The organism is Pseudomonas sp. NFPP02, assembly GCF_900119355.1.
Lineage (GTDB): Bacteria > Pseudomonadota > Gammaproteobacteria > Pseudomonadales > Pseudomonadaceae > Aquipseudomonas > Aquipseudomonas paracarnis.
The window spans coordinates 180,711-204,800 of the sequence record NZ_FPJI01000003.1; the positions used below are offsets into that span (position 1 = coordinate 180,711).

At 62.5% G+C, this 24,090-nt stretch carries 23 protein-coding genes; 10 read left to right on the forward strand and 13 right to left on the reverse strand.

Translation table 11 applies throughout. From position 1 onward, the window contains the following. The first annotated feature begins 117 nt into the window (after window positions 1-117). On the forward strand, window positions 118-624 hold the full coding sequence (locus BT204_RS06905; protein WP_054897273.1) for a sigma-70 family RNA polymerase sigma factor: 507 nt from the start codon (window positions 118-120) through the stop codon (window positions 622-624). Further along, entirely contained in the window at window positions 621-1,358 is a 738-nt protein-coding gene (locus BT204_RS06910; protein ID WP_072446078.1) for an anti-sigma factor family protein, read from the forward strand. The genes BT204_RS06905 and BT204_RS06910 overlap by 4 nt, the downstream gene beginning before the upstream one ends. Here BT204_RS06910 and BT204_RS06915 read toward each other — a convergent pair. From BT204_RS06915 to BT204_RS06945, 7 genes are all read right to left on the reverse strand, one after another. After that, entirely contained in the window at window positions 1,355-2,356 is a 1,002-nt protein-coding gene (locus BT204_RS06915; protein ID WP_175550960.1) for a Csu type fimbrial protein, read from the reverse strand. The two genes, BT204_RS06910 and BT204_RS06915, sit on opposite strands and share 4 nt — an antisense overlap. Then, window positions 2,353-4,701, reverse strand: coding sequence for a fimbria/pilus outer membrane usher protein (locus BT204_RS06920; protein ID WP_057975024.1), 2,349 nt, complete (start codon window positions 4,699-4,701; stop codon window positions 2,353-2,355). Before BT204_RS06920 ends, BT204_RS06915 begins: the two co-directional genes overlap by 4 nt. 72 nt (window positions 4,702-4,773) lie before the next feature. Beyond that, window positions 4,774-5,562 (reverse strand): fimbrial biogenesis chaperone, encoded by a 789-nt coding sequence (locus BT204_RS06925; RefSeq protein ID WP_054897270.1) that lies wholly within the window; start codon window positions 5,560-5,562, stop codon window positions 4,774-4,776. Between the two features lie 26 nt (window positions 5,563-5,588). Next, window positions 5,589-6,077 (reverse strand): Csu type fimbrial protein, encoded by a 489-nt coding sequence (locus tag BT204_RS06930; RefSeq protein ID WP_054897269.1) that lies wholly within the window; start codon window positions 6,075-6,077, stop codon window positions 5,589-5,591. Between the two features lie 2 nt (window positions 6,078-6,079). Next, window positions 6,080-6,622: a Csu type fimbrial protein gene (locus tag BT204_RS06935; RefSeq protein ID WP_003192220.1), complete on the reverse strand. Its 543-nt coding sequence runs from the start codon at window positions 6,620-6,622 to the stop codon at window positions 6,080-6,082. Window positions 6,623-6,640: 18 nt separating this feature from the next. After that, window positions 6,641-7,186: a spore coat protein U domain-containing protein gene (locus tag BT204_RS06940; protein WP_072446082.1), complete on the reverse strand. Its 546-nt coding sequence runs from the start codon at window positions 7,184-7,186 to the stop codon at window positions 6,641-6,643. Next, the gene (locus BT204_RS06945) at window positions 7,180-7,671 is read right to left on the reverse strand and encodes a Csu type fimbrial protein (protein ID WP_087149522.1); all 492 of its coding nucleotides are present in this window, start codon (window positions 7,669-7,671) and stop codon (window positions 7,180-7,182) included. The genes BT204_RS06940 and BT204_RS06945 overlap by 7 nt, the downstream gene beginning before the upstream one ends. A 190-nt stretch (window positions 7,672-7,861) precedes the next feature. Between BT204_RS06945 and zapE the strand changes: the two genes are divergently transcribed. Together zapE and BT204_RS06955 are read left to right on the forward strand one after the other, a co-directional pair. Then, a complete protein-coding gene (gene zapE / locus BT204_RS06950; protein WP_072446084.1) occupies window positions 7,862-8,956 on the forward strand; it encodes a cell division protein ZapE in 1,095 nt (364 codons plus the stop codon). 37 nt (window positions 8,957-8,993) lie between these two features. Next, window positions 8,994-10,292, forward strand: a complete 1,299-nt coding sequence (locus BT204_RS06955; RefSeq protein ID WP_072446086.1) for a protein kinase — start codon at window positions 8,994-8,996, stop codon at window positions 10,290-10,292. A 120-nt stretch (window positions 10,293-10,412) separates the two neighbouring features. On the opposite strand, the gene BT204_RS06960 is transcribed toward BT204_RS06955, so the two are convergent. Beyond that, a complete protein-coding gene (locus tag BT204_RS06960) occupies window positions 10,413-11,117 on the reverse strand; it encodes a YebC/PmpR family DNA-binding transcriptional regulator (RefSeq protein ID WP_003192227.1) in 705 nt (234 codons plus the stop codon). Between the two features lie 109 nt (window positions 11,118-11,226). Beyond that, window positions 11,227-12,552, reverse strand: coding sequence for an MFS transporter (locus tag BT204_RS06965; protein ID WP_072446088.1), 1,326 nt, complete (start codon window positions 12,550-12,552; stop codon window positions 11,227-11,229). A 258-nt stretch (window positions 12,553-12,810) separates the two neighbouring features. Here BT204_RS06965 and BT204_RS06970 point away from each other — a divergent pair, with 258 nt between their 5' ends. After that, complete coding sequence (locus tag BT204_RS06970; RefSeq protein ID WP_034127935.1) at window positions 12,811-13,701, forward strand: LysR substrate-binding domain-containing protein; 891 nt, start codon at window positions 12,811-12,813, stop codon at window positions 13,699-13,701. Here BT204_RS06970 and BT204_RS06975 read toward each other — a convergent pair. Then, window positions 13,677-14,531, reverse strand: coding sequence for a LysR substrate-binding domain-containing protein (locus BT204_RS06975; protein ID WP_072446090.1), 855 nt, complete (start codon window positions 14,529-14,531; stop codon window positions 13,677-13,679). The genes BT204_RS06970 and BT204_RS06975 overlap by 25 nt on opposite strands. Before the next feature lie 112 nt (window positions 14,532-14,643). Here BT204_RS06975 and BT204_RS06980 point away from each other — a divergent pair, with 112 nt between their 5' ends. The 3 genes from BT204_RS06980 to BT204_RS06990 all read left to right on the forward strand — a co-directional run bounded on the left by BT204_RS06980 (window position 14,644) and on the right by BT204_RS06990 (window position 17,362). After that, window positions 14,644-15,768: a 2-aminoethylphosphonate--pyruvate transaminase gene (locus tag BT204_RS06980; protein WP_072446092.1), complete on the forward strand. Its 1,125-nt coding sequence runs from the start codon at window positions 14,644-14,646 to the stop codon at window positions 15,766-15,768. Window positions 15,769-15,865: 97 nt separating this feature from the next. Then, window positions 15,866-16,693 carry a phosphonoacetaldehyde hydrolase gene (phnX, locus tag BT204_RS06985; RefSeq protein WP_054917363.1) on the forward strand — a complete coding sequence of 276 codons (828 nt, stop codon included), beginning with the start codon at window positions 15,866-15,868 and terminating at the stop codon, window positions 16,691-16,693. Window positions 16,694-16,807: 114 nt separating this feature from the next. Continuing rightward, a complete protein-coding gene (locus BT204_RS06990) occupies window positions 16,808-17,362 on the forward strand; it encodes a cytochrome b (protein ID WP_072446094.1) in 555 nt (184 codons plus the stop codon). 68 nt (window positions 17,363-17,430) lie between these two features. Here the strand turns inward: BT204_RS06990 and BT204_RS06995 are convergent, their stop codons facing one another. Both BT204_RS06995 and BT204_RS07000 read right to left on the reverse strand, forming a co-directional pair. Further along, window positions 17,431-18,372 (reverse strand): 1-aminocyclopropane-1-carboxylate deaminase/D-cysteine desulfhydrase, encoded by a 942-nt coding sequence (locus tag BT204_RS06995; RefSeq protein WP_072446098.1) that lies wholly within the window; start codon window positions 18,370-18,372, stop codon window positions 17,431-17,433. Window positions 18,373-18,428: 56 nt separating this feature from the next. Further along, window positions 18,429-20,468, reverse strand: a complete 2,040-nt coding sequence (locus BT204_RS07000; protein ID WP_054917366.1) for an NADPH-dependent 2,4-dienoyl-CoA reductase — start codon at window positions 20,466-20,468, stop codon at window positions 18,429-18,431. 211 nt (window positions 20,469-20,679) lie between these two features. Between BT204_RS07000 and BT204_RS07005 the strand changes: the two genes are divergently transcribed. Then, window positions 20,680-21,810: a carbon-nitrogen hydrolase family protein gene (locus tag BT204_RS07005; protein WP_034127941.1), complete on the forward strand. Its 1,131-nt coding sequence runs from the start codon at window positions 20,680-20,682 to the stop codon at window positions 21,808-21,810. A gap of 4 nt (window positions 21,811-21,814) precedes the next feature. Beyond that, window positions 21,815-22,849: an AraC family transcriptional regulator gene (locus BT204_RS07010; RefSeq protein ID WP_054897260.1), complete on the forward strand. Its 1,035-nt coding sequence runs from the start codon at window positions 21,815-21,817 to the stop codon at window positions 22,847-22,849. A gap of 366 nt (window positions 22,850-23,215) precedes the next feature. Here BT204_RS07010 and BT204_RS07015 read toward each other — a convergent pair whose 3' ends face one another. Next, window positions 23,216-24,007 (reverse strand): DUF2242 domain-containing protein, encoded by a 792-nt coding sequence (locus BT204_RS07015; RefSeq protein WP_034127943.1) that lies wholly within the window; start codon window positions 24,005-24,007, stop codon window positions 23,216-23,218. Between the last annotated feature and the right edge of the window lie 83 nt (window positions 24,008-24,090).

The following is a 24,090-nucleotide window of genomic DNA, read 5'->3' on the forward strand; positions in this document are numbered from 1 at the left end:
TTAAGACGAACGCCGATTGGCTCTATTCCCAGGCCCTGGATTTATTTTGCGGGACGGGGAATAACCTTCAACGCCGGACGTCTCTCTAGTCCCAGCGTAGTGACCAGCCAGACGCCCATGCATGAACTCGACGAACAGTTACGTGAACTCATTCCCAGGTTGCGGCGTTTTGCCCTGTCCCTGACGCGCAACAGCAGCAGCGCCGATGACCTGGTGCAATCGACCCTGGAGCGCGCCATCGTCGCCTGGGCCGATAAACGTATCGAGGGCGATTTGCGCGCCTGGCTGTTTTCGATCCTCTACCGCCAGTTCCTCGACGCCCACCGCCGCAACCGCCGCTATGCACGCATGCTCGAATTCTTCACCGGCCGCGATGACGTGCAACCTTCGGTGGAACGCACGGTGCTGGCCCAATCCACTCTGCAAGCCTTCGACCAACTGAACACCGAACAGCGCGCCCTGTTGCTGTGGGTGTCCGTCGAGGGCTTGAGCTACAAGGAAGTGGCCGAGATCCTCAAGGTGCCCATCGGCACCGTGATGTCACGCCTGTCCCGCGCACGCCAAGCGCTGCGTCAACTCAGCGATGGCGAAATGACCGGCCCTGCCCTGCGGAGACTCAAATGATCAGCCTGCCCCCCAGCGAACGCGATTTACATGCCTACGTCGATCACCAATTGCCGGACACTGATCGCCGTGTGCTTGAAACCTGGCTGGCCAGCCACCCCGAAGTGGCGGCCCAGGTACAGGCCTGGCAACAGGATGCGCAGCTGCTGCGTGCGTCATTGAGCGGCGCCCTGCAACAGCCGCACAACCCGGCACTGGACCCGGCGCTGATTCGCCAGCGCATCAAGAAACAGTCCCGTCGGCACCTGGCCACGGCGGCGTTGTTGCTGATCGCCGTGAGCCTCGGCGGGGTTGGCGGTTGGCACGCCCGTGAAGCCACCCAGCCGCCGCTGTTGCCGATGACCGACGCCATGCAGGCCTATCGCCTGTTTGCCCAGGACGGCATCATGCCCGCCGACTACAACGCCCAGGACCGCGGCACCATGCAGGCCTGGCTCGACCGTTATTTCAACCAGGCCCATCGCCTGCCCGACCTGAGCCAAGCCGGTTTCAAGCCGGTCAGCGGGCGCCTGCTCACCACCGACCAAGGCGCGGCAGCCATGGTGCTGTACCAGGACGCCCAAGGCCGGCGCATCAGCTTCTACATCCGCCCGCCGGGCCCGAACAACGGTTTCCTGCCTCGCGGCAGCCGCAGTGCCGATGGCTTGCAGGCCGACTACTGGTCGGGCGGCGGCTACAACTATGCGATGGTCAGCCCGGTGGATCAGGCCGCCGCGTTGCAGACGCCATTCTAGAAACCGACGTCCAGCACCACATTATCCAGATAGGTGCCAGCCGGTGGTGTGGGCTGGTCGGTGTAGACCTTGGCGTTGTAGTTGTACACCTGGCTGCCATTGCCCAAGCCGTTTCCGGGGTTGACCTCGGCCGTGGAGCTGGCCCGCCGCGCCGCGCCGACACTGCCCCAGCGCGTGGTGCCGGCACTTTTGAAAATGTCATAGGCCAGGTAATTGCCGCCGGAAACCATACGTCGCCGGCCGCCGACACTCACCGGGTTCTGGCCATCGCTCAAGCCGACGGTATAGGCGCTGCCCTTGGTGCAGGCGATGTTGATGGTCTGCCCGCTCACCGCGGTAAACCCACTGACCACCGGCGCGCTGCCGAAGCTGATATTCGGGGCGGTGATCTGGCAGTCGTTGGTCACGGTCATGCTGACGGTCAGGGACGCCGTGCCACTGCCAGTGTCACGTCCCAGGCAAATGCCGCCAAGGCCGATCCCCGAGCAATAGTTCCACACCCAGGCGATGCTCAATGTCTCGGTGTACACCCCGGCGGCGACGTTGCTGCCGGTGATGCTGCTCAGGTACAGCGGTACGGTTTTCGCGCCGGGCCCTGCGATCAGGCCAATGCTCTGGGCGATGCCGCCAGCGCCGCCGAAATCGAATTGGCTGCCACGGGTGATGGGATAGCTGGTGCTGTTGTTGCCATAAATCGTATAGCTGATCACATCACCGGTCGGCCCGACCATGCCACTTTGCGACGATGTGATCGTGGCGTAAAAGTGGTCGGTGGACACCAGCAGCGATATCAACGCCGAGGTGCAACTCAACCCCGAATTAGTCGTAGAGCTGGTTTGCGCGGCGGTGCGCACCGTCATTGAGCTGATTGAGCCGAAACTGGCCGGCACGGTGGACGCCACCGAACACGCCGCCATCGCCTGCCCGCAAAACAACAAACCTACGCCATATAACCCTACGCTGCCCCTCACCTGAACACTCCCTGTTCGATGCCTCATTGGCACACTAATGGCCCGATCAAGGGCACGTCCTGTTGCTGCTCATCAATATCGAATGTCGCCTGGCAGGTGCGGCCCTCACCGAGGGTGACCTGCAAGGTGTTGTGCGCGCTGAGGTTTTCCAGATACACCAGGCCATCCCAGCCGACCACTGCTTGGGTGTTGCTTTGCTCGTGCACTACCAGGCTGCCCAGCGGCAACTCCTGATGCTGGCGGTCCACCAGAGTGATGCTTGCAGCGAGCACCCGGCGCAGGGGGAATTCCAGCAAGTAACCGCTGCCACGGCGTACCGATACGCGCTGCTCAACATTGGGGCTTTGCACATTCGCCGGCAGGTTCAAGGGGTCGATCTCGTATTTGCCGCGGTAATAGGCACTGCTCCACGGCACCAGCAAATGGCCGTTGCGGTCGGTCTGGCCCACCAGCTGGTTTTCGTAGCGCACCGGAATCCCGGCAAAGCCTTGGGTGCTCACTACCACAAAGGCGTCATTGATGCGGTTGGCGGCAAAGGTTTCGCCGCCCATCCACACCAGCGAGCCGCTGGCATCGGCCCAGCGCGTCATGGCCTCACTGCTGCCGTACACGCCGGCCTGCAACTGCACCGACTGCAAGCGCCAGGTCAGGTCGGCCTGTCGATAGCTGGGGGCATCGCCCTGGGCATAGCCGAGGTTGTAGCCCACCCCGCCTTCGCTGGGCACCGCGCGGCTGTAGTTGATGCGCTGGCGACTGGCGCCGTCCTTGCTGCGCTCGGTGCTCAAGGCCAAGCTGCCGTTGAGGTCGAACGGGATGACCAGTTGCGCCTGCATGGCCCAGTTGCTGTCACCGATTTCGCGGTTGGCTGACAGATAAAAGCTGGTGTTGCGCCACAACGGCTTGCTCCAGCTCAGGTTGAGCAGGCGCGTGCGCGAGTCGTCCGCCGCCTGCACGTCGAAATAGCCCAGGCCCAGGCTGCCGAAACGTTGGAGGTTGAGGCTCAGGGTCACCTGCTCGCTGCGCTTGCTGAGACTGGCGTATGGGGTATCGACCAGAGTCAGGTCGGCGTAGTCGTCGCGACGTTCCACCCGTTGGTACATAAAGCTGTAGCGCGTGCTGTTGTACTGGTAACCGAGGCTCAGTTGCTGGCCCGTGCGGCTGTCGAACTGGCTCTGGCTGAGGGCGGTATTGAGCACGCCGAAGTTGCCCAGGCGCAGGTTGCCACCGAGCCCGCCGAGGGTCAGGTCGCTGGAGGCTTCAGCGTGGCTCTCCAGAGTCAGGTTATCGGAATAGCCATAGCGGAACGTGCCACTGGCCACGCCCGGTCCGTAGCCGAAGTCCCGTAGGGTGTAGTCACGGCGCAAGGTACCGGCGGCCAGCGAAAAGTCCGTCAAGCCTTGTTGCAGCAAGGTGCTGGTGACGTAGAACGGTACCGTGGTCGACACTTGGCGGCCCAGGGCATCGGTGGTGACCACCACGGCCTCGCCGGCACCGTTGATGAATGGGATGTTGGTCAGGGTGTAGGGGCCGGGTTGCAGTCGCGCGCTGTCGGATTTGTAGCCGTTGATAAACAGGTCCACCGACGAGGGCACCGCCGCCTCACCGGCAAACTGCGGCAAGGGGTACGTGACCAGGTCGGGGCGCACGGCAAAATCCCGGGAAAGTTGCACCCCGCCCAGGCGCACCGAGCTACTCCAGGGCAGCGCGCCACTGATCACGTCGCCGGCCTCGTAGGTCAGCAGGCGCTCATCGTCGGAAAAACGCCAGGTGGTGTCGTAACGGCGGTAACCATTGTTGAGGGTGCCGCCGCTGATTCCATCGGACAGGGTCTGGCGCAGTTGCCCGGTGTTGGACAAGGTGCCCCAGGTGTCGAACAGCCGTACTTCGTTCCAGGCCGCGAGGTAACTGCCGCCATCGTCGGTGTCATTGAAATACACGTCATAGTTGAGCAAGGCGCCGAAGCTGCTCATGGCCTGGGTACGCGGATAGGTATTGCGGTTGCCGATGAACTGTTCCTGCAGCCAGGAGGGCGGCACATCCAGCAGCAGGCGCTGGCCGTTGCTGTCGTAGTCGCTGTGCAGGCCCGGCACCTGGTCCAGGGCCACACTGCCGACGGGCTCACCGGGCAGTTTCATGCCCACGTCCTGCAACGCGCTGGCCGGCACAAACAGCTGGCCGGCGCGCTGCTCGACCGCGATGACGCGGCCGGTGTCCATCTGGTTGACCACCAGTTCCAGAAACAGCTGTGCATCGGCAACTGCCTCCATGCTGCCGGGCGGCGGCGGCAGGTCGCCCGCCATCGCTGCGCCCCACAGCCCGCTTGCCACTGCCACCGACGGCCATAAAACCCGAGCCCAACCACGACTCACCATGGCGTTGTGTCCTTCAATGGACATCTCCATCCTGTTAAAACCCGGGCGTGTGCCCGTTGCGCTACATCACGGCTATCGCGTGGGCGCCAGGCTCTCCAGTTGCGGCGCGCCGTTGACGCGTACCTGCAACGGCTGGTCGGCCGATACGGCATCCGGCACCGGCCAGCGCATGCTCGCGCCCGGCAGCACATAGCCGAGCAAACCGTCCACCAACGGCCGGGTCTGCCCGCCCTGTTTGAATGACGCATCGGTAAGCCGCGCATGCACGGCGCCCTGGTTGCGCACCTCGATGTAGTTGCGCCCTGCCACGTTGACCTTCTGCCAACTCAACTGCGGCTTGCCCGCGCCCTTGGGGTCGCGCTGGCGGGTAGCGTCGTCCTTGCTCCACAGGCCGGCGCCATAGGCAAACAGCGGCACCGAATAACGCATCTGGAAGCGAATCGCCGCTGCCGTGTTCTTGCCCTCCGGCGGTGCTGGCACCTGCAGCGCCGAGGGGATTTCGTCAATGATGATGCGATAGGCCAACTCCTGCCCCGGCGGTACCTCCCGGGTGCGGGTCAGGCGCACCAGTTGCTTCTGGCCCGGCTCGATCTTGGCCACCGGCGGGCTGCCGATCACATCGCGCTGGTTCTGGTACTGCTCGTCGAAACCGTTCTGGCTCCAGGCAAACACGCGGATCTGCAGGTTGGCGGTCTCGGTGCCACGGTTCTCCAGCCACAGCGCGCTGGCCTGTTGGTCAGCCTCCAGCACCGGGTCGATGGGCCAGATCAGCACCGAACTGGCCGCCTGTACAAACCCCGCCGAGCACAACGCCCCCAAGGCGAAACCCGCGGTCCATAACCGTCGCAAAGCACAACCCATGACACCCCTCCTTAAAACCGTTAGCCCTACCACGTCAGCTGCACCTGCAGCGTGTCGCTGTACGTCCCCCCAGGCTGATTGCCCGGTAAAACCACCCGCCCGTAAATCGGCAGGCTGATGTTGCTCGCATCGCTGTAGGTCACGCTGACGCTCTGGTTGATCCCCAGGCTCTGGCTGAACGCCGCATCGCGAAACAATTGGTAAGCCACCCGCGCGCTACCACTGTTGAGCTGCAAGTTACGCCCGGTGCTGCTGTACAGGCCGCCATCCACGCTCATGCTCAGGGCCACGCCCGGCGTGCATTGCAGGGTTACGCCGCCAGTGAGAGCCGCTGTGACCGTGCTGGTGGCCAGGGCCGAATAACTGCCGTAGGCCAAGGTGCCGTAGTTGGCGCCGCCGCCCACGATCAGACAGCCCGGCGTGATGGTCGCACTCACCTGAAAGCTCTGGTTGACCACCGCCGACAGCGGCAACGGCATCGCCAGGCCGATGGCGAGCAACACCCTGGGCCACATCGTTAGAACGTCAGTTCCACGGCCACGGTGTCGGTGTAGGTGCCCGCCGGCAGACCCGCCTTGCCCACCGCCCGGCCGTAAAGGTTGACGGTCTGCGCCACGCCGGTACTGGTGGCGAGTGTCACCACGCCGTCAATCGCCAACAGCGCTGAACGCCCGCTATCAGTGTAGAAATCGTAGGGCACGAAGTTACCCACGCCATCGGCCAGCGCACGGGTGCCACCGGGGGAAGCACCGTCGTGGGCGCCGGCACGCACCTTGATCGTTGGCGCGGTGCCAGCCGAACACAGGATCGACAACGCGCCGCCGGTACCGGTGCCGCCGAGCAACTGGGCGTCGGCATTGGTAAACAGGCTGTTGGTGGTGCCGAAGTTCAAGCTACCGAAATTCAACCCGGTGGCCGCCCCGGAGCCGTTGACCTGGCAACTGGCGATCAAGGTCAGGCTGGAACTGATCTGCCCGGTCACCGTGGTCGCCGCGTTCAGGCTGGACGCCAGCCCCAGGCCCAGGGCACAGAGGCCGATTCGCGATACAAGTACATGCATGATATCCATCCTCATGGTTTACCAATCCAGAGTCACCGTCAGGGTGTCTGTGTAGATGCCGGCCGGTAGGGCCCTGGTATTCGCCACCACGGAACCGAATACCGGGATCGGTACCTGGGCGCCCTGGGTCACGACGAAATTGCGTTGCTGGCCGATCCTGTAGGCACTGCGCCCCTGGGGATCAGCCGACAGTCGATAAGGAATGGTCTGGCGGCCATTGCTCAGGCGCCGCGTGGTGCCGTCGCCATTAGCGCCGCCGTCGATGGTCACCGTGAAACTGCTGACCACCGAGGGGTTGCAGGACACCGACAGCGGCGCCTTGTCGGCATCGGAAATCGACGCGCCCAGCGTGTTGCTCCAGGTCGGCCCCTGGCTGCCGAAATCCATTAGCGCCGTGCCGCCCTCAGGCGTGACCGGCGCGGTTTCCACGTCTTTGCTCACTTCGCAACTGGCGGTGATCACCAAACGCGCGTGGACCTGGCCGTTGACCACCGCCGCCTGCGCGTCATCCGCCAGCAACAGCAGGCCACCCAGGGCCGTCACAGCCAGGTAGCGGCTTACCATGTGACCGTGACCTTGAGCAGGTCGGAATAACGGCCGACAGCGGGAATGCCTTTGAGCGGTTCGATGCGGCCATACAGCGGCAGGTCGACAGAGCCGGTGTCCGGCACGCGGCCGCTGATCGGCACGTCCACCGGCAAGGGGATCAGCCGCGCGGCGTCGGCATAGATTCGATAGGGGATGGGCCGACTGGAGGGCGCCGGATTGGCGAGATAACGTACTTCGCCGACGCCGCCATGCAGGCCGCCGTCAACGCGCACTTGGTAAGGCGTGTCGGGGTTACATTCCAGGCGCGGCTGGCGTTGGCTGATCAGGGCCGCACTCAGGGGGCCGGCCGGGTCATCCAGACGCGGGCCGCTGCCGAAATCCAATACGCCAAGTTGCTCGATGCCCGCATTGCGGGTGGTGCCCACCAACTGGCAACCCCGCTGCACGTCGATGCGCACCTCCACCTGGAGTTGCGCAGCAAACACCGTGTTGCAGAGCATCGTGCCCATGACAGCCAATACCGCCGGTCCCTTCACAGCCCCAATTCCTTATACAGGGGTGACAACTGTGTATGAGGTTAGCCAGTTAACGCGAAAGTGCCAGTTTGCATGGCTTGGGGTCCTTTCCTATTGGTCAAACGGCATCGGGCGTCCTACAGTGAGCGACCACCGTAATACAGAGTGTTTATTCTTGGCCGTGCTTGCCCTGCTCCAGCGCCTGCTGGGTAAAAAAACCGACGCCTCGGACGCCTCGCCTATCCCGGCGTATTTTCAAAAAAAGGCCGAACAACAGGGCTATACCCTCAGTGACGGGCAAATCCGGGCGATTACCGCCCTGAATCGCGAGGCACAACACCTGCTCAACGGCCAGGCCACGCGCAGCCTGTACCTGCACGGCCCGGTGGGGCGCGGCAAAAGCTGGCTGCTGGACGGATTTTTCCAGGCACTGCCCATCGCCGAGAAGCAGCGCGTGCATTTCCACACCTTCTTCGCCCGGCTGCACCAAGGCATGTTCCTGCACCGCGAGCGTGACGATGCCTTGGGCGCCACTCTGGACGAGTTGCTGACCGGCTGCCGCGTGCTGTGTTTCGACGAATTCCATGTGCACGATATCGGCGATGCGATGCTCATCAGCCGCCTGTTCAAGGCCCTGTTCCAACGCGGCGTGCTGGTGCTGGTGACCTCCAACTACCCACCCGAAGGCTTGCTGCCCAACCCGCTGTACCACGAACGCTTCAAGCCGGTGATCGAGCTGATCGCCGCGCGCATGGAGGTGCTGGAAGTCAGTGCGCCTCAGGACTTTCGCAGCCTGGCCCAGGCCCACGCGCAACAACGCTTCACGGGCGGCCAGTACGTCTGGCCAGGTACGGCTGGCCAGCGTGAAAGCCTGGGCCTGCCTGCCAAAGATTGCCCGGCGCAACCCCTGAAGGTCGGCACTCGGCAGTTACAGTGCCGAGGCCACCAGGCACGAACCATCGCGTTCACCTTCAACGACCTGTGCGAACAGCTCACGGCGGTCATGGATTATCTATTGTTGTGCCAGGACTTCGACCACTGGATCATCGACGGCCTGCCGCATCTGGCCGAATGCCCCATCGCCGTGCAACAGCGCTTTATCAACCTGGTAGACGTGCTCTACGACCAGGACAAGCAACTGACACTTATCGGTCACCAGCCCCTGGATAAATGCCTGGAAGGCCAGGCCATCGACCTCGCCCGCACCGCCAGCCGCCTGCGCCAATTGCACACGCTGTGCCCGCAACCCGCGCCCGAGCCGCTATCATGAGCGCCTTTTACGCCTCCTTCCGAGCACTGCGCCCTGCATGAATACCCTCGCCCAACTCAAGGCTGGCCAATTGGCTGGCGTTACGCGCCTGGACCTGGCCTGCGGGCTGACCGAGTTCCCCCGGGAAATCTTCGAACTGGCCGACTCGCTGGAAATCCTCAACCTCACCGGCAACGCCCTGAGCAGCCTGCCCGACGACCTGCACCGCCTGACGAACCTGCGTGTGCTGTTCTGTTCGGACAACGCCTTTACCGAACTGCCGCAATGCCTGGGCCAGTGCGCCAAGCTGAGCATGATCGGCTTCAAGGCCAACCAGATCAGCCAGGTAGCCGCCGCCGCCCTGCCGCCGCTGTTGCGCTGGCTAATCCTCACCGACAACTGCATCAGCCAATTGCCCGATGAACTGGGCGAACGCCCCTTGCTGCAAAAGCTGATGCTGGCCGGTAACCAGTTGACCGACCTGCCGCCAAGCCTGGCCCAGTGCCAAAACCTGGAGTTGATCCGCATAGCCTCCAACCGCCTCACCCAACTGCCGCAGTGGCTGCTGACCCTGCCGAGCCTGACCTGGCTGGCCTATGCCGGCAATCCGGTGGAAATGGCCGTGCAGGTAAGCGCTGACGAGGCGACGCCGAACATCGCCTGGCAGGAACTGGAAATGGGCGACGTCCTGGGCGAAGGCGCTTCGGGGATTATTCGCAAGGCGCTGTGGAAACCCCATGCGTTGCCAGTCGCGGTCAAGCTGTACAAGGGCACCATCACCAGCGACGGTTCACCGCTGCATGAAATGCAAGCCTGCATCGCTGCCGGCCTGCATCCCAGCCTGATCAAGGTTGAAGGACGCGTCGTCGGCCATCCCGATAACCAGGCCGCGCTGGTGATGGAGCTGATCGACCCGAGTTACCGCAACCTCGCAGCCCTGCCGAGCCTGGCGTCGTGCACGCGGGATGTCTACGCACCCACCACCCGTTTCAGCCTGGACGTAGCACTGCGCATGGCGCGGGGCATTGCTTCGGTGGCGGCGCACCTGCATCGGCACGGCATTACCCATGGTGACCTGTATGGTCACAATATTTTGTGGAACGCAGAAGGTGATTGCTTGCTGGGAGACTTTGGCGCGGCCTCCTTCCATGCCACGGCGGACACGTTGGAGACCCGTGCGCTGCAGCGTATTGAAGTGCGCGCGTTCGGAGTGTTGCTGGGGGAATTGTTGGAGCGGGTTGAGGCCAGTGACGAAGGCTTGCAGGCACTGCAACAACGCTGCTGCCAGCCGGAGGTGCTGGCGCGACCGAGCTTCGAAGAGATCGAAGCCTTGCTGAAGTCTATTCAGCGCCACTAAACCAGTGTGGGAGCGGGCTTGCTCGCGAATGCGGGGTATCAGCCGATAATACTTGGCTGAAGGGCCGCATTCGCGAGCAAGCCCGCTCCCACAGGTTGACCGCGTGTACTCAGATAGAAATCAGCCCGCCAGGCCGACAAACATATCCTGCACATCATCATGGTTGTCCAGGCCTTCCAGGAACGCCTCGACTTCAGCCATCTGCTCATCGGTCAAACCGCTGACCGGGTTCTTGGAGATATAGCCCAGCTTGGCCGACAGCACGGTAAAGCCCTGCTCCGGCAAGGCTTTCTGCACGGCATCCAGGTCGGTGGTTTCGGTAATGAACAAGGTGGCGCCTTCTTCACCCTCTTCAAAGTCCTGGGCGCCGGCTTCGATGGCGGCCATTTCTGGATCGGCGTCTGGCGTGTCCGGTGATGCTTCGATCAGGCCCACATGGTTGAAATCCCAGGCCACCGAACCGGAAGCGCCCAGTTGGCCCTTGCGGAAGGCCACGCGGATTTCCGCCACGGTGCGGTTGATATTGTCGGTCACGCACTCGACGATCAAAGGCACCTGGTGCGGCGCAAAACCTTCGTAGGTCACGCGGTGGTATTGCACGGTCTCACCGAGCAGACCGGCGCCCTTTTTGATCGCGCGGTCCAGGGTTTCCTTGGGCATCGAGGCCTTTTTGGCCTGCTCCACCACCAGGCGCAGGTGCGCGTTGGTTGCGGTATCGGCGCCGTTGCGGGCGGCGATGGTGATTTCTTTCACCAGCTTGCCGAAAATCTTGCCCTTGGCATTGGCTGCCGCTTCTTTATGTTTGACTTTCCACTGTGCGCCCATGACTCACTCTCTTATTTCCATCGCGCCGAAACGTCTACTGGCCGGCGCTTTGGGGGCAGAGTTTATAGCGCGAGAACGCTTCGTTCCACCAAAAAACCGGCCAGGGTACTCAGGTGCGCAAGGGTTTGATCACCGCATTGCGGTCCGGCACAAAATCCCCGGCCTGGGCCAGTACGGCGGGCCTGGCATTCCAGTAGGGCATCAGCACCAGCGACGAAAACAGTGCCGCACCGGCAAACACAATAAATACCGTAACGGTATCGAAATAGCCTGGCAGCAAACCACCCAGGATCGCTCCCACCGAACCGCAGCCGTTGACAAAGCCCGCAGCGGTAGCGCCGGCCTTGGCGGTGCCGAAGTCGATGGCCGCCGTGCTGCTGATCATCGAGTCCGGCCCATACAGCGTCAGCCCCATGACAAACAGCAACGTCATCACCAGCACCACACTGCCGGTGTGCAGCGCGCCCATAAACAACGCCAGGGCAACCGTCAGCGCCAACAGGCTGAGCACGCAGGCGGGCATGCGCCGAGCACCGAACAGTTTGTCGGAGGCCAGGCCGATCAACACCGGCCCCAATAAACCGGCCAGCTCAAACGCGGTGGGCACGATGGCGGCACCGACCTTGCCCACCGACGGCATCTGCTCGTAGACGATCACCGGCCCCCACAACAGAATCGCGTAGCGCGCCGGCTTGAGCAGGAAGTAAGCCAGCCCCAGGGTCAACACCGTACGGTTGCGCAGGATCGCGCGCAGGGGCTCGAGTACGCTCACGCGCTGTTCGGCGGCCAACTGCTCGGCGCTCAGCACCGGCTCGGGCTCGACTGTCGGCAAGCCCACATCCTGCGGGGTATTGCGCTGGAACATAAAGAAGAGCACGGCCACCACCGCGACCACTGCGGCGCTGGAAATAAACGCCGCATGCCAGCTGCCGATCAGCGTATAAGCCCACCAACCGGCAAACGGTGACGCGACCAACCCGCCAAATGCATAACACGAACTCCACAGCCCCAGCACCCGCCCCCGCTGCTGGGCCGGGAAGAAACTACCGAGGTTCTTGCACAACCCCGACCAGCCAGTGGACTGGGCCAAGCCCTGTACCAACATGCAGGTGACAAAAATCGGCAAAGTGGCACAGGTGCCCATCACCAGCGCCGCGCCTGCGGAAATCAACAAGCCACCGAGCACCACTACCCGTGGCCCGAAGCGGTCTGCAAGCATGCCCCAGGTGAACTGGCCCACCGCATACGCTGCGAGATAGAGGCCATCCAGGTTAGCCATCGTCATTTTGTCGAGGGGGAAACTCGGGTCGTCGCCAATCCCCAGCTTTGCCACCGAAAAGGCTTTGCGGGTGAAATAGAACGCGGCGTACGCCAGCCAGGTAATGGCGAAAATCTGCACGCGCCAACGCTTGATACTACCCATAGGGATATTCATGGTGGTTCTGACCTCAGGTGTGAGTGTGCCGGCAGAATCGAAAGAAAACGCCTGTTGTTCTTATGGTTGAGCACTGCAATGCCGGGCCTTGGATAGCGCGGTATTGGTCAGATGGGTGCGATGTGCCTGCGCCCATGGCCGCCGTGGTTGTAGGACTCAACCTACGGCGGCTGAGGTGCATCAAAACAATGGCTGACTCATAGGTAAAATCGATTTATCGTATTTCAAATATAAGCTCAGGTTTTAAGAGGACGTACCATGTCGGTTTCCCATGCCCAGCTCAAAGCCTTCCATGCGGTGGCCATTCACGGCAGTTTTACCGGGGCTGCAGAACGGCTGTTCCTGACCCAGCCTGCGATTTCCGACCAGGTGCGCAAACTTGAAGAGCGCTTCGGCGTATTGCTGTTTCACCGCAACAAGCGTTCGGTGCGCCTGACCGATCTGGGTGAACGCCTGCTGGGTATCACCCAGCGCCTGTTTGTGATCGAGGCCGAAGCCGAAGAATTGCTGCAGGATTCGCGTGCCCTGCTCACCGGCACCCTTACCCTGGCGGTGGATGCGCCCGTGCACGTCCTGCCGCAGATTGCACGCTTCTGCCAGCGCTACCCTGGGATCAGCGTGAAGATCGAAACGGGCAATACCGATGAGTCACTGTCGCGCCTCTACAACTACCAGGCCGATCTGGCGCTGTTGGGGCGCGATGTCGATGATGTGCGCCTGTTGTCAGTGCCGCTGCCCGACGACCAACTGCTGGCTTTTGTCGCACGGGACCATGCCTGGGCCGGGCGCGAGTCGATCTGCCTGGCCGACCTCGATGACACCCCGCTGGTACTGCGGGAAACCGGCTCGGTCACCCGTCAGACCCTGGAGCAGGAAATGCGCCAGGCCGGCCTGCGCATTCGTCCGGCGATCCAGGTGGAAGGCCGCGAGGCCGCCCGTGAAGCCGTGGTGGTAGGGATTGGCGTGGGCGTGGTGTCGGCGGCAGAGTTCGGTGCCGATGCACGGGTGTACGCCATGCCGATCCGCGATTGCACCCAACGCATGAAAGAAACCCTGGTGTGCCTGAAAGAGCAAAGTTCACGCCGTGTGGTCGCGACCTTTCTGGAGATTGTGCGTGAGAGCCTTCACGCCAACTCGAAAAACGCCTGAATCAAGCGCAGCGAGCGACGGCGCTCCATGCAGCCGAGCATATGCCGATTCAGCAGGCCATCGCCGAGGATCGGCACTGGCTGCACACGCGGGTCCGGGCTGACCTCCATCGACGACACCACGCCCACGCCCAACTCTGCCGCCACCGCCTCGGCCACAGCTTCCCGACTGTCCAGTTCCAGCAGCACTTTGGGCTGCACATTCGCCGCCAGGCAGGCGTCGTCAAAGGTGCGGCGGGTGGTGGAACTGGGCTCGCGCAGCACCATGATCACCTCATGCAACTGCGCCAGTTCAATACCGTCGGGTTGCTTGGCCCACGGGTGTGCGGCCGGCACCAAGGCGCAAATCCGTGACTGGTCCAGGGGTTGCAAGTGCAGGCCATTGCGCGGTTCCACCTCGGTGAGCACCGCCACATCCGCATGTTCGGACAGCAACGCCGCCAGGGTTTCCTGGGCATTGCCCAAACGCAGGTTCACGGTAATGCCGGGGTAGCGCGCACGCAGGCTGGCGATCATCGGCATCACCAGGTGGGGGCCATCCGCCGCCACTTCCAGGCGCCCGGTGAGCAACTGGCGGTTGGCCTCCAGCAGGGTTTGCGCCTCGTCGACCAACCCGAAGATAGCCCGCGTGATGGCCGCCAGGCGTGCGCCCTCCTCGGTCAATTCCACCCGACGTGCGGTGCGGCGCAACAGCGGGATCTGGTAGTGCTCCTCAAGCGCCTTGATATGCCCGGTCACCGCCGGCTGGCTGATAAACAGCCGAGCCGCCGCGCGGGTAAAACTGCCCTCACGGGCCACGGCATCGAATGCACGCAGTTGGAACAGATTCATAGCTATCGGCCTCACTGATAGCTCGCATAACAACAAACAATTTGATTGATGACAAGCCAAACTGCAATTTAGGCGCCGTAGCTTGAACCCCAACACCTTGCGAGGATTTGACATGCCCACTGCCGCGCCGATCCTGTTGACCCCCGGCCCCCTGACCACCTCGAACCGCACCCGCCAGGCGATGATGACGGACTGGGGCTCGTGGGACGACCGCTTCAACCAGCTCACAGCCAGTGTGTGCAGCCAGTTGCTGGCGATCCTCAACGGCGCCGACAGCCACCACTGCGTGCCGTTGCAAGGCAGCGGCACCTTCGCCGTCGAAGCCGCGATCGGCACCCTGGTCCCCCGCAATGGCAAGGTGCTGGTGCTCATCAACGGCGCCTACGGCAAACGCCTGGCGAAAATCTGCGAGGTGCTTGGCCGCGCATTCAGCACCTTTGAAACCGCCGAAGACGAGCCCACCACTGCGGCCGATGTGGATCGTCTGTTGCACGCCGACAGCGCCATCACCCATGTCGCACTGATCCATTGCGAAACCAGTACCGGCATTCTCAACCCGTTGCCGCAGATCGCCGAGGTGGTCAAACGCCACGGCAAGCGCCTGATCATCGACGCCATGAGTTCCTTCGGCGCGCTACCGATTGATGCCCGCGAAATCCCCTTCGACGCGCTGATCGCCGCCTCGGGCAAATGCCTGGAAGGCGTACCGGGCATGGGCTTTGTCTTTGCGGAAAAACACGCACTGGCCGCGGCACAGGGCAACTGCCATTCCCTGGCGATGGACCTGTTCGACCAGCACAGCTACATGACCAAAACCGGCCAGTGGCGCTTCACCCCGCCGACCCACGTGGTCGCCGCCCTGCATGAAGCGCTGTTGCAGTACGCCGAGGAAGGCGGCCTGCCCGCCCGTCACCAGCGCTATGCAAATAACTGCCAGGCCTTGCTGGACGGCATGGCCGAACTGGGCGTGCGCAGTTTTCTACCGGCGGCTATCCAGGCGCCGATCATTGCCACCTTCCACGCCCCCGACGATCCTCGCTATCAGTTCAAAGCGTTCTACGAACGGGTCAAGGCCAAGGGTTTCATTCTGTACCCGGGCAAATTGACCCAGGTGGAAACCTTTCGCGTGGGCTGCATCGGTCATGTCGACGCGGCCGACATGCGCGCAGCCGTCAAGGCCATCGCCGAGGTGCTGCAAGAAATGTGCAGGAGCGAGCTTGCTCGCGAAGAGTGTTAACGAAAACGCGGGCATCCTGAGTTAACGCGGCGCCTGGATGTTTTTCGCGAGCAAGCTCCTACATAGATGAATGTTATTACCCCACAGGATCTGAACCATGAACTATCAAAACCCCAACACCCTCCAGGCCGTTATCCTCGACTGGGCTGGCACCGTGGTCGATTTCGGCTCCTTCGCCCCCACGCAGATTTTTGTCGAGGCCTTCGCCGAGTTCGACGTGCAGGTGTCGATCGAGGAAGCCCGTGGCCCGATGGGCATGGGCAAGTGGGACCATATCCGTACGCTCTGCGACCAGCCGCAGGTTGCCGAACGCTACCGCAAGGCGTTCGGCCGCACGCCCACCGACGACGACGTGACCGCCATCTACCAGCGCTTCATGCCGCTGCAGATCGAGAAGATCGCCGAACACTCGGCCCTGATCCCCGGCGCCCTCGACACCATTGCAGCGCTGCGCGGCCAAGGCATCAAGATCGGCTCCTGCTCTGGCTACCCCAAGCAGGTGATGGACAAGGTCGTGGCCCTGGCCGCCACCAACGGCTACGTCGCCGACCACGTCGTGGCCACTGACGAAGTGCCCAACGGCCGACCATGGCCGGCCCAGGCGTTGGCCAACGTGATCGCCCTGGGCATTGATGATGTGGCGGCCTGCGTGAAGGTCGACGACACCGTGCCGGGCATTCTCGAAGGTCGCCGTGCCGGCATGTGGACCGTGGCCCTGACCTGCTCGGGCAACGCGCTGGGCCTGACCTACGAGCAGTTCCGCGCCCTGGACACCGACACACTGGCCAGCGAACGCCAGCGCATCGAAGCGATGTTCGAAGCTTCACGCCCACACTACCTGATTGACACCATCACCGATCTGCCACAGGTCATCAGTGACATCAACCAGCGCCTGGCCCGCGGGGAAATGCCGCAGGCCTACTGACCGAGGTCAAGACAACGGCATTGGCAACAAGCGCAGCGCTCAAAACAGGCATAGAGTTAATGCACTCCATCGCTAAAGAATGGAGGTATGCCCTGATGAGTGAGGAACACAGCGATGCCGTGGAAAAATTCCGATACACGCTACAGCACCATGTCGATTGCGTTGCACTGGTTGATGGTGGTGCTGCTGGCGGTGGTCTACGCCTGCATTGAACTGCGCGGCCAATTCCCCAAAGGCAGCGGCGCACGCACGCTGATTGTGGAAATGCACTTTATGCTCGGCCTTACCGTGTTTGTGCTGGTATGGCTGCGCCTGTTCGCACGCAGCCTGGGGGTGGCGCCGAAGATCGTGCCGGCACCGCCGCAATGGCAAAGCCTGCTGGCGACACTGATGCACGCTGCGTTGTACGCGTTGATGATCGGCATGCCGATTGCCGGCTGGTTGATCGTCAGCGCCGAAGGGCACTCGGTGATGTTCTATGGGATGGAGTTGCCGCCGTTGATTGGGGAAAACAAGGCACTGGCCAAGGAGATTGAAGGCTGGCATGTGCTGTTTGGCCAGATCGGGTACTGGCTGATCGGGCTGCACGCGGTGGCGGGGATCTTTCATCATTACGTGATGCGCGATAACACGGCGCTGCGCATGATGCCGGGTGGGAGGAGGCTTTAACCCAGCCAATTAGCTCCCCTGTGGGAGCGGGCTTGCCCGCGAAGGCGGTGTGTCAGTCACAGTGCCTCTTACTGCAAGACCGCTTTCGCAGGCAAGCCAGCTCCCACAAGGGGTTTGCGCCAGTCGCTGAAGCCTCGGCGGCCTTGCAGGCCGCCGGTATGGATGAAGATCAGGCGCATGCCGGGGGCAAAGCGTCCGGCCTCGATCTGCTGTTTCAACGCCAGCAGCGCCTTGCCGGTGTAAAGCGGTTCCAGCGGTAGACCGCACGCTTGTTCGGTGCGCTGAATGAAGTCGAGCAACAGTGGATCGGCTTTGGCAAAGCCGCCGCGACTGGCGTCCAGCAATGTATAACCGTCCTGCACGATGGCACTCACGTTCTGCGCCACACCGTGGTCATCCGGCACCGCCATGGCGCCATATACCGGATGCGCGCCCGCCTCCGCCAGTGCCAGCCCGGCCAGTGTCGTGCCGGTACCCGCCGCCAACCACCAGGCGTCGTAATCGCTCCAACCGAGGCTGTCCAGTTGCGCCCGCGCCTGCTCGACCAACACGCCACAGCCCTGCGCACCGGCCAGCCCACCGCCGCCTTCGGGTATCGGATGAAAGCCAGGATACTGCTCGCGCCAAGGCAACCAGAAACCCGCTTCATGCCGCGCCCTATAACCGCCATAACCGAGCCAATGCAGCTGCATGCCAAACGCTTTGAGGTCGAGAACCGTGGGGGTGTCTTGAGGATGGCCCCGCAGCAGGCCGACCGTGGAAAAACCAAAGCGCTTGCCCGCCGCCGCCAGCGCATGCAAATGGTTGGAGTACGCACCGCCGAGACTCATCACCCCGGTGGCTCCAGCGTGTCGGGCCTGGGCCAGGTGCTCGGTGAGCTTGAACCACTTGTTGCCGCTGATAAGCGGATCGATACGGTCCAGGCGCAGCACGGCCAGCTCGACACCGTTCAGCCAATCCAGCTGCAAAGGTTCAAGGGGCGCATAAGGCAGCCAATCGAAAGGGCCCATTGGCAGGTATCTGAATGAAAAAGGGGCGGTAGTCTAACACCGCCCCTCTCGTCGTCTTACAGCTCTGCAGCCAGGCGCGAGCCCTGGTTGATGGCGCGCTTGGCGTCCAGTTCGGCCGCCACATCGGCGCCGCCGATCAGGTGCACGTTCTGGCCGGCGGCGACCAGGCCGTCGTGCAATTCGCGCAGCGGGTCCTGACCGGCACAGATGACGATATTGTCCACCGCCAGGACTTGCGGCTCGCCCTCGGCGCCGATGCGGATATGCAAGCCTTCATCGTCGATCTTCAAGTATTCGACGCTGTTGAACATCTGCACCTGCTTGTTCTTCAAACCGGTGCGGTGGATCCAGCCGGTGGTCTTGCCCAGGCCATCGCCCACTTTGGAAGCCTTGCGTTGCAGCAGGAACACTTCACGGGCCGGCGCGTGGCGCTCGGGTTTGATCCCGGCCACGCCACCACGGGCTTGCAGTTGAGTGTCGATGCCCCATTCTTTCCAGAACGCCTCACGATCCAGGCTGGTGGATACGCCTTGGTGGACGAGAAATTCAGACACGTCAAAACCGATGCCGCCGGCGCCGATCACCGCCACGCGCTTGCCCACCGGCTTGCGCTCGAGGATCACGTCCAGGTAACTCAGGACCTTGGCGTTGTCGACACCGGGAATCGCCGGGGTACGCGGTGCGATGCCGGTGGCCAGGATCACTTCGTCATAACCGCCCGCTACCAGTTGCGCAACGTCGACACGGGTGTTGAGGCACAGCTCGACGTGGGTGGTCTGCAATTTGCGTTTGAAATAACGCAGGGTCTCGAAGAACTCTTCCTTGCCCGGCACGCGCTTGGCGATATTGAACTGGCCGCCGATCTCGCTGGCGGAGTCGAACAAGGTCACCTGATGCCCGCGCTCGGCGGCCACGGTAGCCGCGGCCAAACCCGCAGGGCCTGCGCCGACGACCGCGACCTTTTTGATCTGCTTGACCGGCAAGTAATTGAGCTCGGTTTCGTAGCACGCCCGCGGGTTGACCAGGCAGGTGGTGAGCTTGCCGCCAAAGGTATGGTCCAGGCATGCCTGGTTGCAGCCGATACAGGTATTGATCTCATCGGCGCGCCCGGCGGCGGCCTTGTTGACGAACTCGGGGTCGGCGAGAAACGGCCGCGCCATCGAGACCATATCGGCGTCGCCTTCGGCCAGGATCTGCTCAGCAATTTCCGGGGTGTTGATGCGGTTGGTGGTGATCAGCGGAATCTGTACCGAACCGCGCAATTTGGCCGTGACTTTACTGAACGCACCACGGGGTACCTTGGTGGCGATGGTCGGGATACGTGCTTCGTGCCAGCCGATACCGGTGTTGATGATCGTCGCGCCGGCCTGTTCGATGGCCTTGGCCAACTGCACGATCTCTTCCCAGACACTGCCGCCTTCCACCAGGTCGAGCATCGACAGGCGGAAGATGATAATGAAGTTCGGGCCTACGGCTTCGCGTACGCGGCGCACGATTTCCACCGCCAGACGCATGCGATTTTCAAAGCTGCCGCCCCAACGGTCGGTGCGATGGTTGGTATGGGCAGCGAGGAACTGGTTAATGAAGTAGCCTTCGGAGCCCATGATTTCGACGCCGTCATACTCGGCGACCTGGGCCAGCAGCGAGCAGGTGACAAAATCCTGGATCTGCTTTTCGATGCCCTCTTCATCCAGTTCCTTGGGTTTGAACGGGTTGATCGGCGCCTGGATAGCGCTCGGAGCCACCTGCTTGGGGCTGTAGGCGTAACGCCCGGCGTGGAGGATCTGCATGCAGATCTTGCCACCCGCGTCGTGCACGGCTTGGGTAACGATCTTGTGCTTGCTCGCCTCTTCTTCGGTGGTCAGCTTGGCTGCACCGGCGTACACGCCGCCTTCATCATTGGGGCCAATGCCGCCAGTGACCATCAGGCCTACGCCGCCACGGGCGCGCTCGGCAAAATAGGCCGCCATACGCTCGAAACCGCCGGGCTTTTCTTCCAGGCCGGTGTGCATCGAACCCATCAGGGTACGGTTGCGCAAGGTGGTGAAACCCAGGTCCAACGGGGCCAGCAGGTGCGGGTAGGCAGCAGCGGTCATGGTACAGCTCCACAACGGATCATCACGGGACGTGGCGCACTCGAACGGCGTGCCATCGGTTTATGTCCCACAGACTAAGAGGCGGTGGACCACGGCTCAATGACTGAAACTGACAAGTTATTGATCCAAATGCACAGCGCCCCTTGGCAAGCCACGCCATGGGCCCTACCCTAGTCGCGAACCCTGCACCTGGTCTGTTGTCTGTTGCCCCATGCGTAAACTTCTAGCGTTCACCGTCATCATGGCCCTGGTTGCCTCACTCGCCGCGTATCTGGTCTGGACCCAGGAGCGCCCCGTGGCGCATTACCTGTCCGACCTGCGCATCACCCTCGCCGTCAACGAGGGCGAACCAGCCGACCGGGGCAACCTGCTGGGTATCCAGCCGGAACTGTTCCCTGCCGATTACCAGAGCCTGGAACGCCTGCATCTGAAGCTGTCCGCCTACCTGCAAAATGCCCGGGACCTTGGGCTGATCAATGCCAAGACCGTTGTGGTGCTGCCGGAACATATCGGCACTTGGCTGATGCTCGGCGGAGAAAAGAATGAGCTGTACCAGGCCGCTCACCTCAAGGACGCCATGAACTGGCTGTCGATCAGCAACCCGCTGCAATTTGCCAAAGCCTGGATCAGCGCCACTGGCGACAACCGCATGGACGATGCGTACCTGCGCATGAAAGCCCCGGCAATGGCCCGCGACTATCAAGTGTTGTTTGGCGGCCTCGCCAAAGAATTTGGCGTGACCCTGGTGGCCGGTTCCATCGCCCTGCCCAACCCGAGCGTGATCCAGGGGCAACTGGAGATCGGCCACGGCGCGCTGTACAACGCCAGCGTGGTGTTCGCCGCCGACGGCTTGCCGCTGGGCCAGCCGCAGCGCCAGCTTTACCCGATCTACGATGAACGTGGCTTTATAGAACCTGGCGATGAGCATGTCGTCAACGTTGTCGATACCCCCGCCGGGCGCCTGGGCATTCTGGTCGGCAGCGACAGCTGGTACCCGGACAACTACCGCAAGCTCAACGAGCAAGGCGCGCAATTGATCGCGGTACCCGCTTTTGTCACCGGCCGCGATACCTGGGACCGTCCGTGGCGCGGTTTCAAGAGTGTGTCTACGCCCTCAGAAGTGAGCCTCAAGCCTGAAGAAACCAGTGAGGGCGCGGCCTGGCGTCGCCTTACCCTGATCAGCCAGCCGCCTGTCAGCGAAGCCACCGCGGGAATGAGCGTCTTTCTGCGCGGACAATTCTGGGACCTGGGCAGCGCCGGCCAAAGTTTTCTCAGTCGCAATGGGCAAGTCTTCGCCGATGGCGACGCCCATGGTGCGCGCCTGCTGAATATCTGGCTGTAGCGCCGTGAAGCCGGTGCGCCTGGGGGATCTGTCGGTGGGCTTCGTGCACACCCTGGCCGACGCCATCCACAGCCACGGCCTGGACCCACAGCCCCTGCTGCTGCAATACGGCCTCGATCCAGCTCGCCTGGCTGAGGCCGGCGCACGCTTGTCGATCCCGCGCTACATGCGCCTGGGCCACGCGGCCATCCAACTGACCGGCAACCCCGGCCTGGGTCTGCGTATGGGCCAGCTCAGCCGCTTGAGCCAGGCTGGTCTTGCCGGCGTTACTGCCGCCCAAGCGCCCACCGTGCGCGAAGCGGCACGCACGCTCACACGCTTTGAAGCACTGTACGGCTCCAACTATCGCGGGCAATCAAGCTTTCATGAAGACGCCGAAGGCGCGTGGCTGAGGTTTTATTCCATCAGCCCCTACAACACCTATAACCGCTTTGTGGTGGATTCGATCATCGCCGGCTGGCTGCAGCAATTGTCTGGCCTGGCCCAACAGCCGGTGCAGGCCCAGCGCATTGAAATCGAATTCGACGCGCCGGACTACCACGACCACTACAGGGTGCTGGGAGAGGGCGTGGTCCACTTCGGCGCCGAGGTCAATCAACTGCGCCTCAGCCAACCCACCCTGGCGCTGCGCAACCCGCAGCATTGCCCAAGCACCTGGCACCTGTTGCTACAGCTGTGTGAAAGGGAATTTGAGCAGTTGACCCGCACCCGCAGCCTGCGCGAGCGCATTACCCGGTTGCTCGGGCCGATGCTCAATGGCGGCCGGGAACCCGACCTGGAGGAAGTGGCGGCACGCTTGAAGCTGCCAACCTGGACATTGCGGCGCAAACTGGCCGAGGAAGGCACGCAGTTTCGCGCGATCCTCAATGACACCCGTCGCGACCTGGCCATGACCTACATTCGCGATACGGAACTGGCGTTCGGCGAGATCGCCTACTTGCTCGGTTTTGCTTCGGCCCAAGCCTTCCAAAGGGCCTTCAGACGCTGGAACAACCAGACCCCAGGGGAATTTCGCCGCAGTCAGCGCCACTCCGCCTGAAGTCGGTGTTACAGCTCGGTGGCATCGTCGGCAGGATCCAGTGGGTCTAGCTCGAATGCCTGATACTCCAGCAGCTCTTCCTGGTAATCGTCCATGGTGGACTCCTTTTCGTGTTGAAAGCGGTTGCAGATTAATGACCTGCGAACCCAGCCTAAAGTGCCGTCATGACGAAAAAATGTCGACGTCGTGACATTCCTGCTCTTCAGGATTAAACGTAGCGGCGATCACTGGATTTAACTCAACCGCAACCTCGATCAAAATGTGGGAGCGGGTTTGCTCGCGAAAGCGGTGGGTCATTGAACACACTTGGCGACTGTTACACCGTATTCGCGAGCAAGCCCGCTCCCACATCAGAACAGCATTGCGTTACTGCGCAGGCATCGGAAGCGGTGGAATCGCTTCCGTCGGCGCCGGCAAGGACGGATCAGTCGGCGCCGGTGCAACCGGAGCAGGCTCTGTCACCGGTGCAATCGGTGCAGCCTCAGGTGGCGGCGCAAGCGGCTCTGCAGCGGCAGGCGCTACCGGCACATCCTTCGGCGCTTCGACCTTCTCGGCTGCCGGAGCGGTCTTGGGCTCGGGCACGCCGAGGTCGGCCTTGGGCTGCTCGGGGATATGCTCGGCCTGCTTTACTTCCTGCGGCAGGAACACGTCCACCAACGCGAAGTAACGCTCGTAGAACTTCGGTGCAGAGACGGTCTCGCTCGCCACCTTCACCATCGAGTCGTCGGTGGAGCCAATCGGCATCGACACCGAGCCCAGCACGCCCACACCGAGGCTCGCGGAGTTGTTGACCTTCTTCAGCGCATAGCGGTCCTGCAAGGCGTTGGCAAACATCGTCGAGTGATTGCTGCCCTTGCCATCAGCAGCGCACACCACATTGAAACTGATCTGCAGGTGGGTCTCGCCGGTCTGCTGGAAGCTCTTGTTGCCGGCCACCAACTTCGGATCGCTGCTGGTGATGATGTAGCCCTGGCTCAGCAGGGCACGGCGCGCAGCTTCACAGGCCGCCACATCGCTGACCGGGTAATCGCGGGAAAACGTACCGGAATCGTCGAAATTCTCATGTTCATAGATAGCGGTCTTGGGTGACGAGCAGCCCGCGGCGCCCGCCAGCACCAGCGCCAACCCGAGATTGCGCAAGTGAAATGATGTCGACATTGAAAATCCTGAAGAAAACGGTCCGGACGGTATTGTGCAACAGAACGCGACATTGAAGCGCGATTCCTGTCGGTAAAACATCT

Bases quoted from the DNA above. Each gene is read 5' to 3' on its own strand.
- BT204_RS06905 (WP_054897273.1), top strand. From the start codon at position 118: ATGCATGAACTCGACGAACAGTTACGTGAACTCATTCCCAGGTTGCGG.
- BT204_RS06910 (WP_072446078.1), top strand. From the start codon at position 621: ATGATCAGCCTGCCCCCCAGCGAACGCGATTTACATGCCTACGTCGAT.
- BT204_RS06915 (WP_175550960.1), bottom strand. From the start codon at position 2,356: ATGAGGCATCGAACAGGGAGTGTTCAGGTGAGGGGCAGCGTAGGGTTA.
- BT204_RS06920 (WP_057975024.1), bottom strand. From the start codon at position 4,701: ATGGTGAGTCGTGGTTGGGCTCGGGTTTTATGGCCGTCGGTGGCAGTG.
- BT204_RS06925 (WP_054897270.1), bottom strand. From the start codon at position 5,562: ATGGGTTGTGCTTTGCGACGGTTATGGACCGCGGGTTTCGCCTTGGGG.
- BT204_RS06930 (WP_054897269.1), bottom strand. From the start codon at position 6,077: ATGTGGCCCAGGGTGTTGCTCGCCATCGGCCTGGCGATGCCGTTGCCG.
- BT204_RS06935 (WP_003192220.1), bottom strand. From the start codon at position 6,622: ATGCATGTACTTGTATCGCGAATCGGCCTCTGTGCCCTGGGCCTGGGG.
- BT204_RS06940 (WP_072446082.1), bottom strand. From the start codon at position 7,186: ATGGTAAGCCGCTACCTGGCTGTGACGGCCCTGGGTGGCCTGCTGTTG.
- BT204_RS06945 (WP_087149522.1), bottom strand. From the start codon at position 7,671: ATGCTCTGCAACACGGTGTTTGCTGCGCAACTCCAGGTGGAGGTGCGC.
- BT204_RS06955 (WP_072446086.1), top strand. From the start codon at position 8,994: ATGAATACCCTCGCCCAACTCAAGGCTGGCCAATTGGCTGGCGTTACG.
- BT204_RS06960 (WP_003192227.1), bottom strand. From the start codon at position 11,117: ATGGGCGCACAGTGGAAAGTCAAACATAAAGAAGCGGCAGCCAATGCC.
- BT204_RS06965 (WP_072446088.1), bottom strand. From the start codon at position 12,552: ATGAATATCCCTATGGGTAGTATCAAGCGTTGGCGCGTGCAGATTTTC.
- BT204_RS06970 (WP_034127935.1), top strand. From the start codon at position 12,811: ATGTCGGTTTCCCATGCCCAGCTCAAAGCCTTCCATGCGGTGGCCATT.
- BT204_RS06975 (WP_072446090.1), bottom strand. From the start codon at position 14,531: ATGAATCTGTTCCAACTGCGTGCATTCGATGCCGTGGCCCGTGAGGGC.
- BT204_RS06980 (WP_072446092.1), top strand. From the start codon at position 14,644: ATGCCCACTGCCGCGCCGATCCTGTTGACCCCCGGCCCCCTGACCACC.
- phnX (WP_054917363.1), top strand. From the start codon at position 15,866: ATGAACTATCAAAACCCCAACACCCTCCAGGCCGTTATCCTCGACTGG.
- BT204_RS06990 (WP_072446094.1), top strand. From the start codon at position 16,808: ATGCCGTGGAAAAATTCCGATACACGCTACAGCACCATGTCGATTGCG.
- BT204_RS06995 (WP_072446098.1), bottom strand. From the start codon at position 18,372: ATGGGCCCTTTCGATTGGCTGCCTTATGCGCCCCTTGAACCTTTGCAG.
- BT204_RS07000 (WP_054917366.1), bottom strand. From the start codon at position 20,468: ATGACCGCTGCTGCCTACCCGCACCTGCTGGCCCCGTTGGACCTGGGT.
- BT204_RS07005 (WP_034127941.1), top strand. From the start codon at position 20,680: ATGCGTAAACTTCTAGCGTTCACCGTCATCATGGCCCTGGTTGCCTCA.
- BT204_RS07015 (WP_034127943.1), bottom strand. From the start codon at position 24,007: ATGTCGACATCATTTCACTTGCGCAATCTCGGGTTGGCGCTGGTGCTG.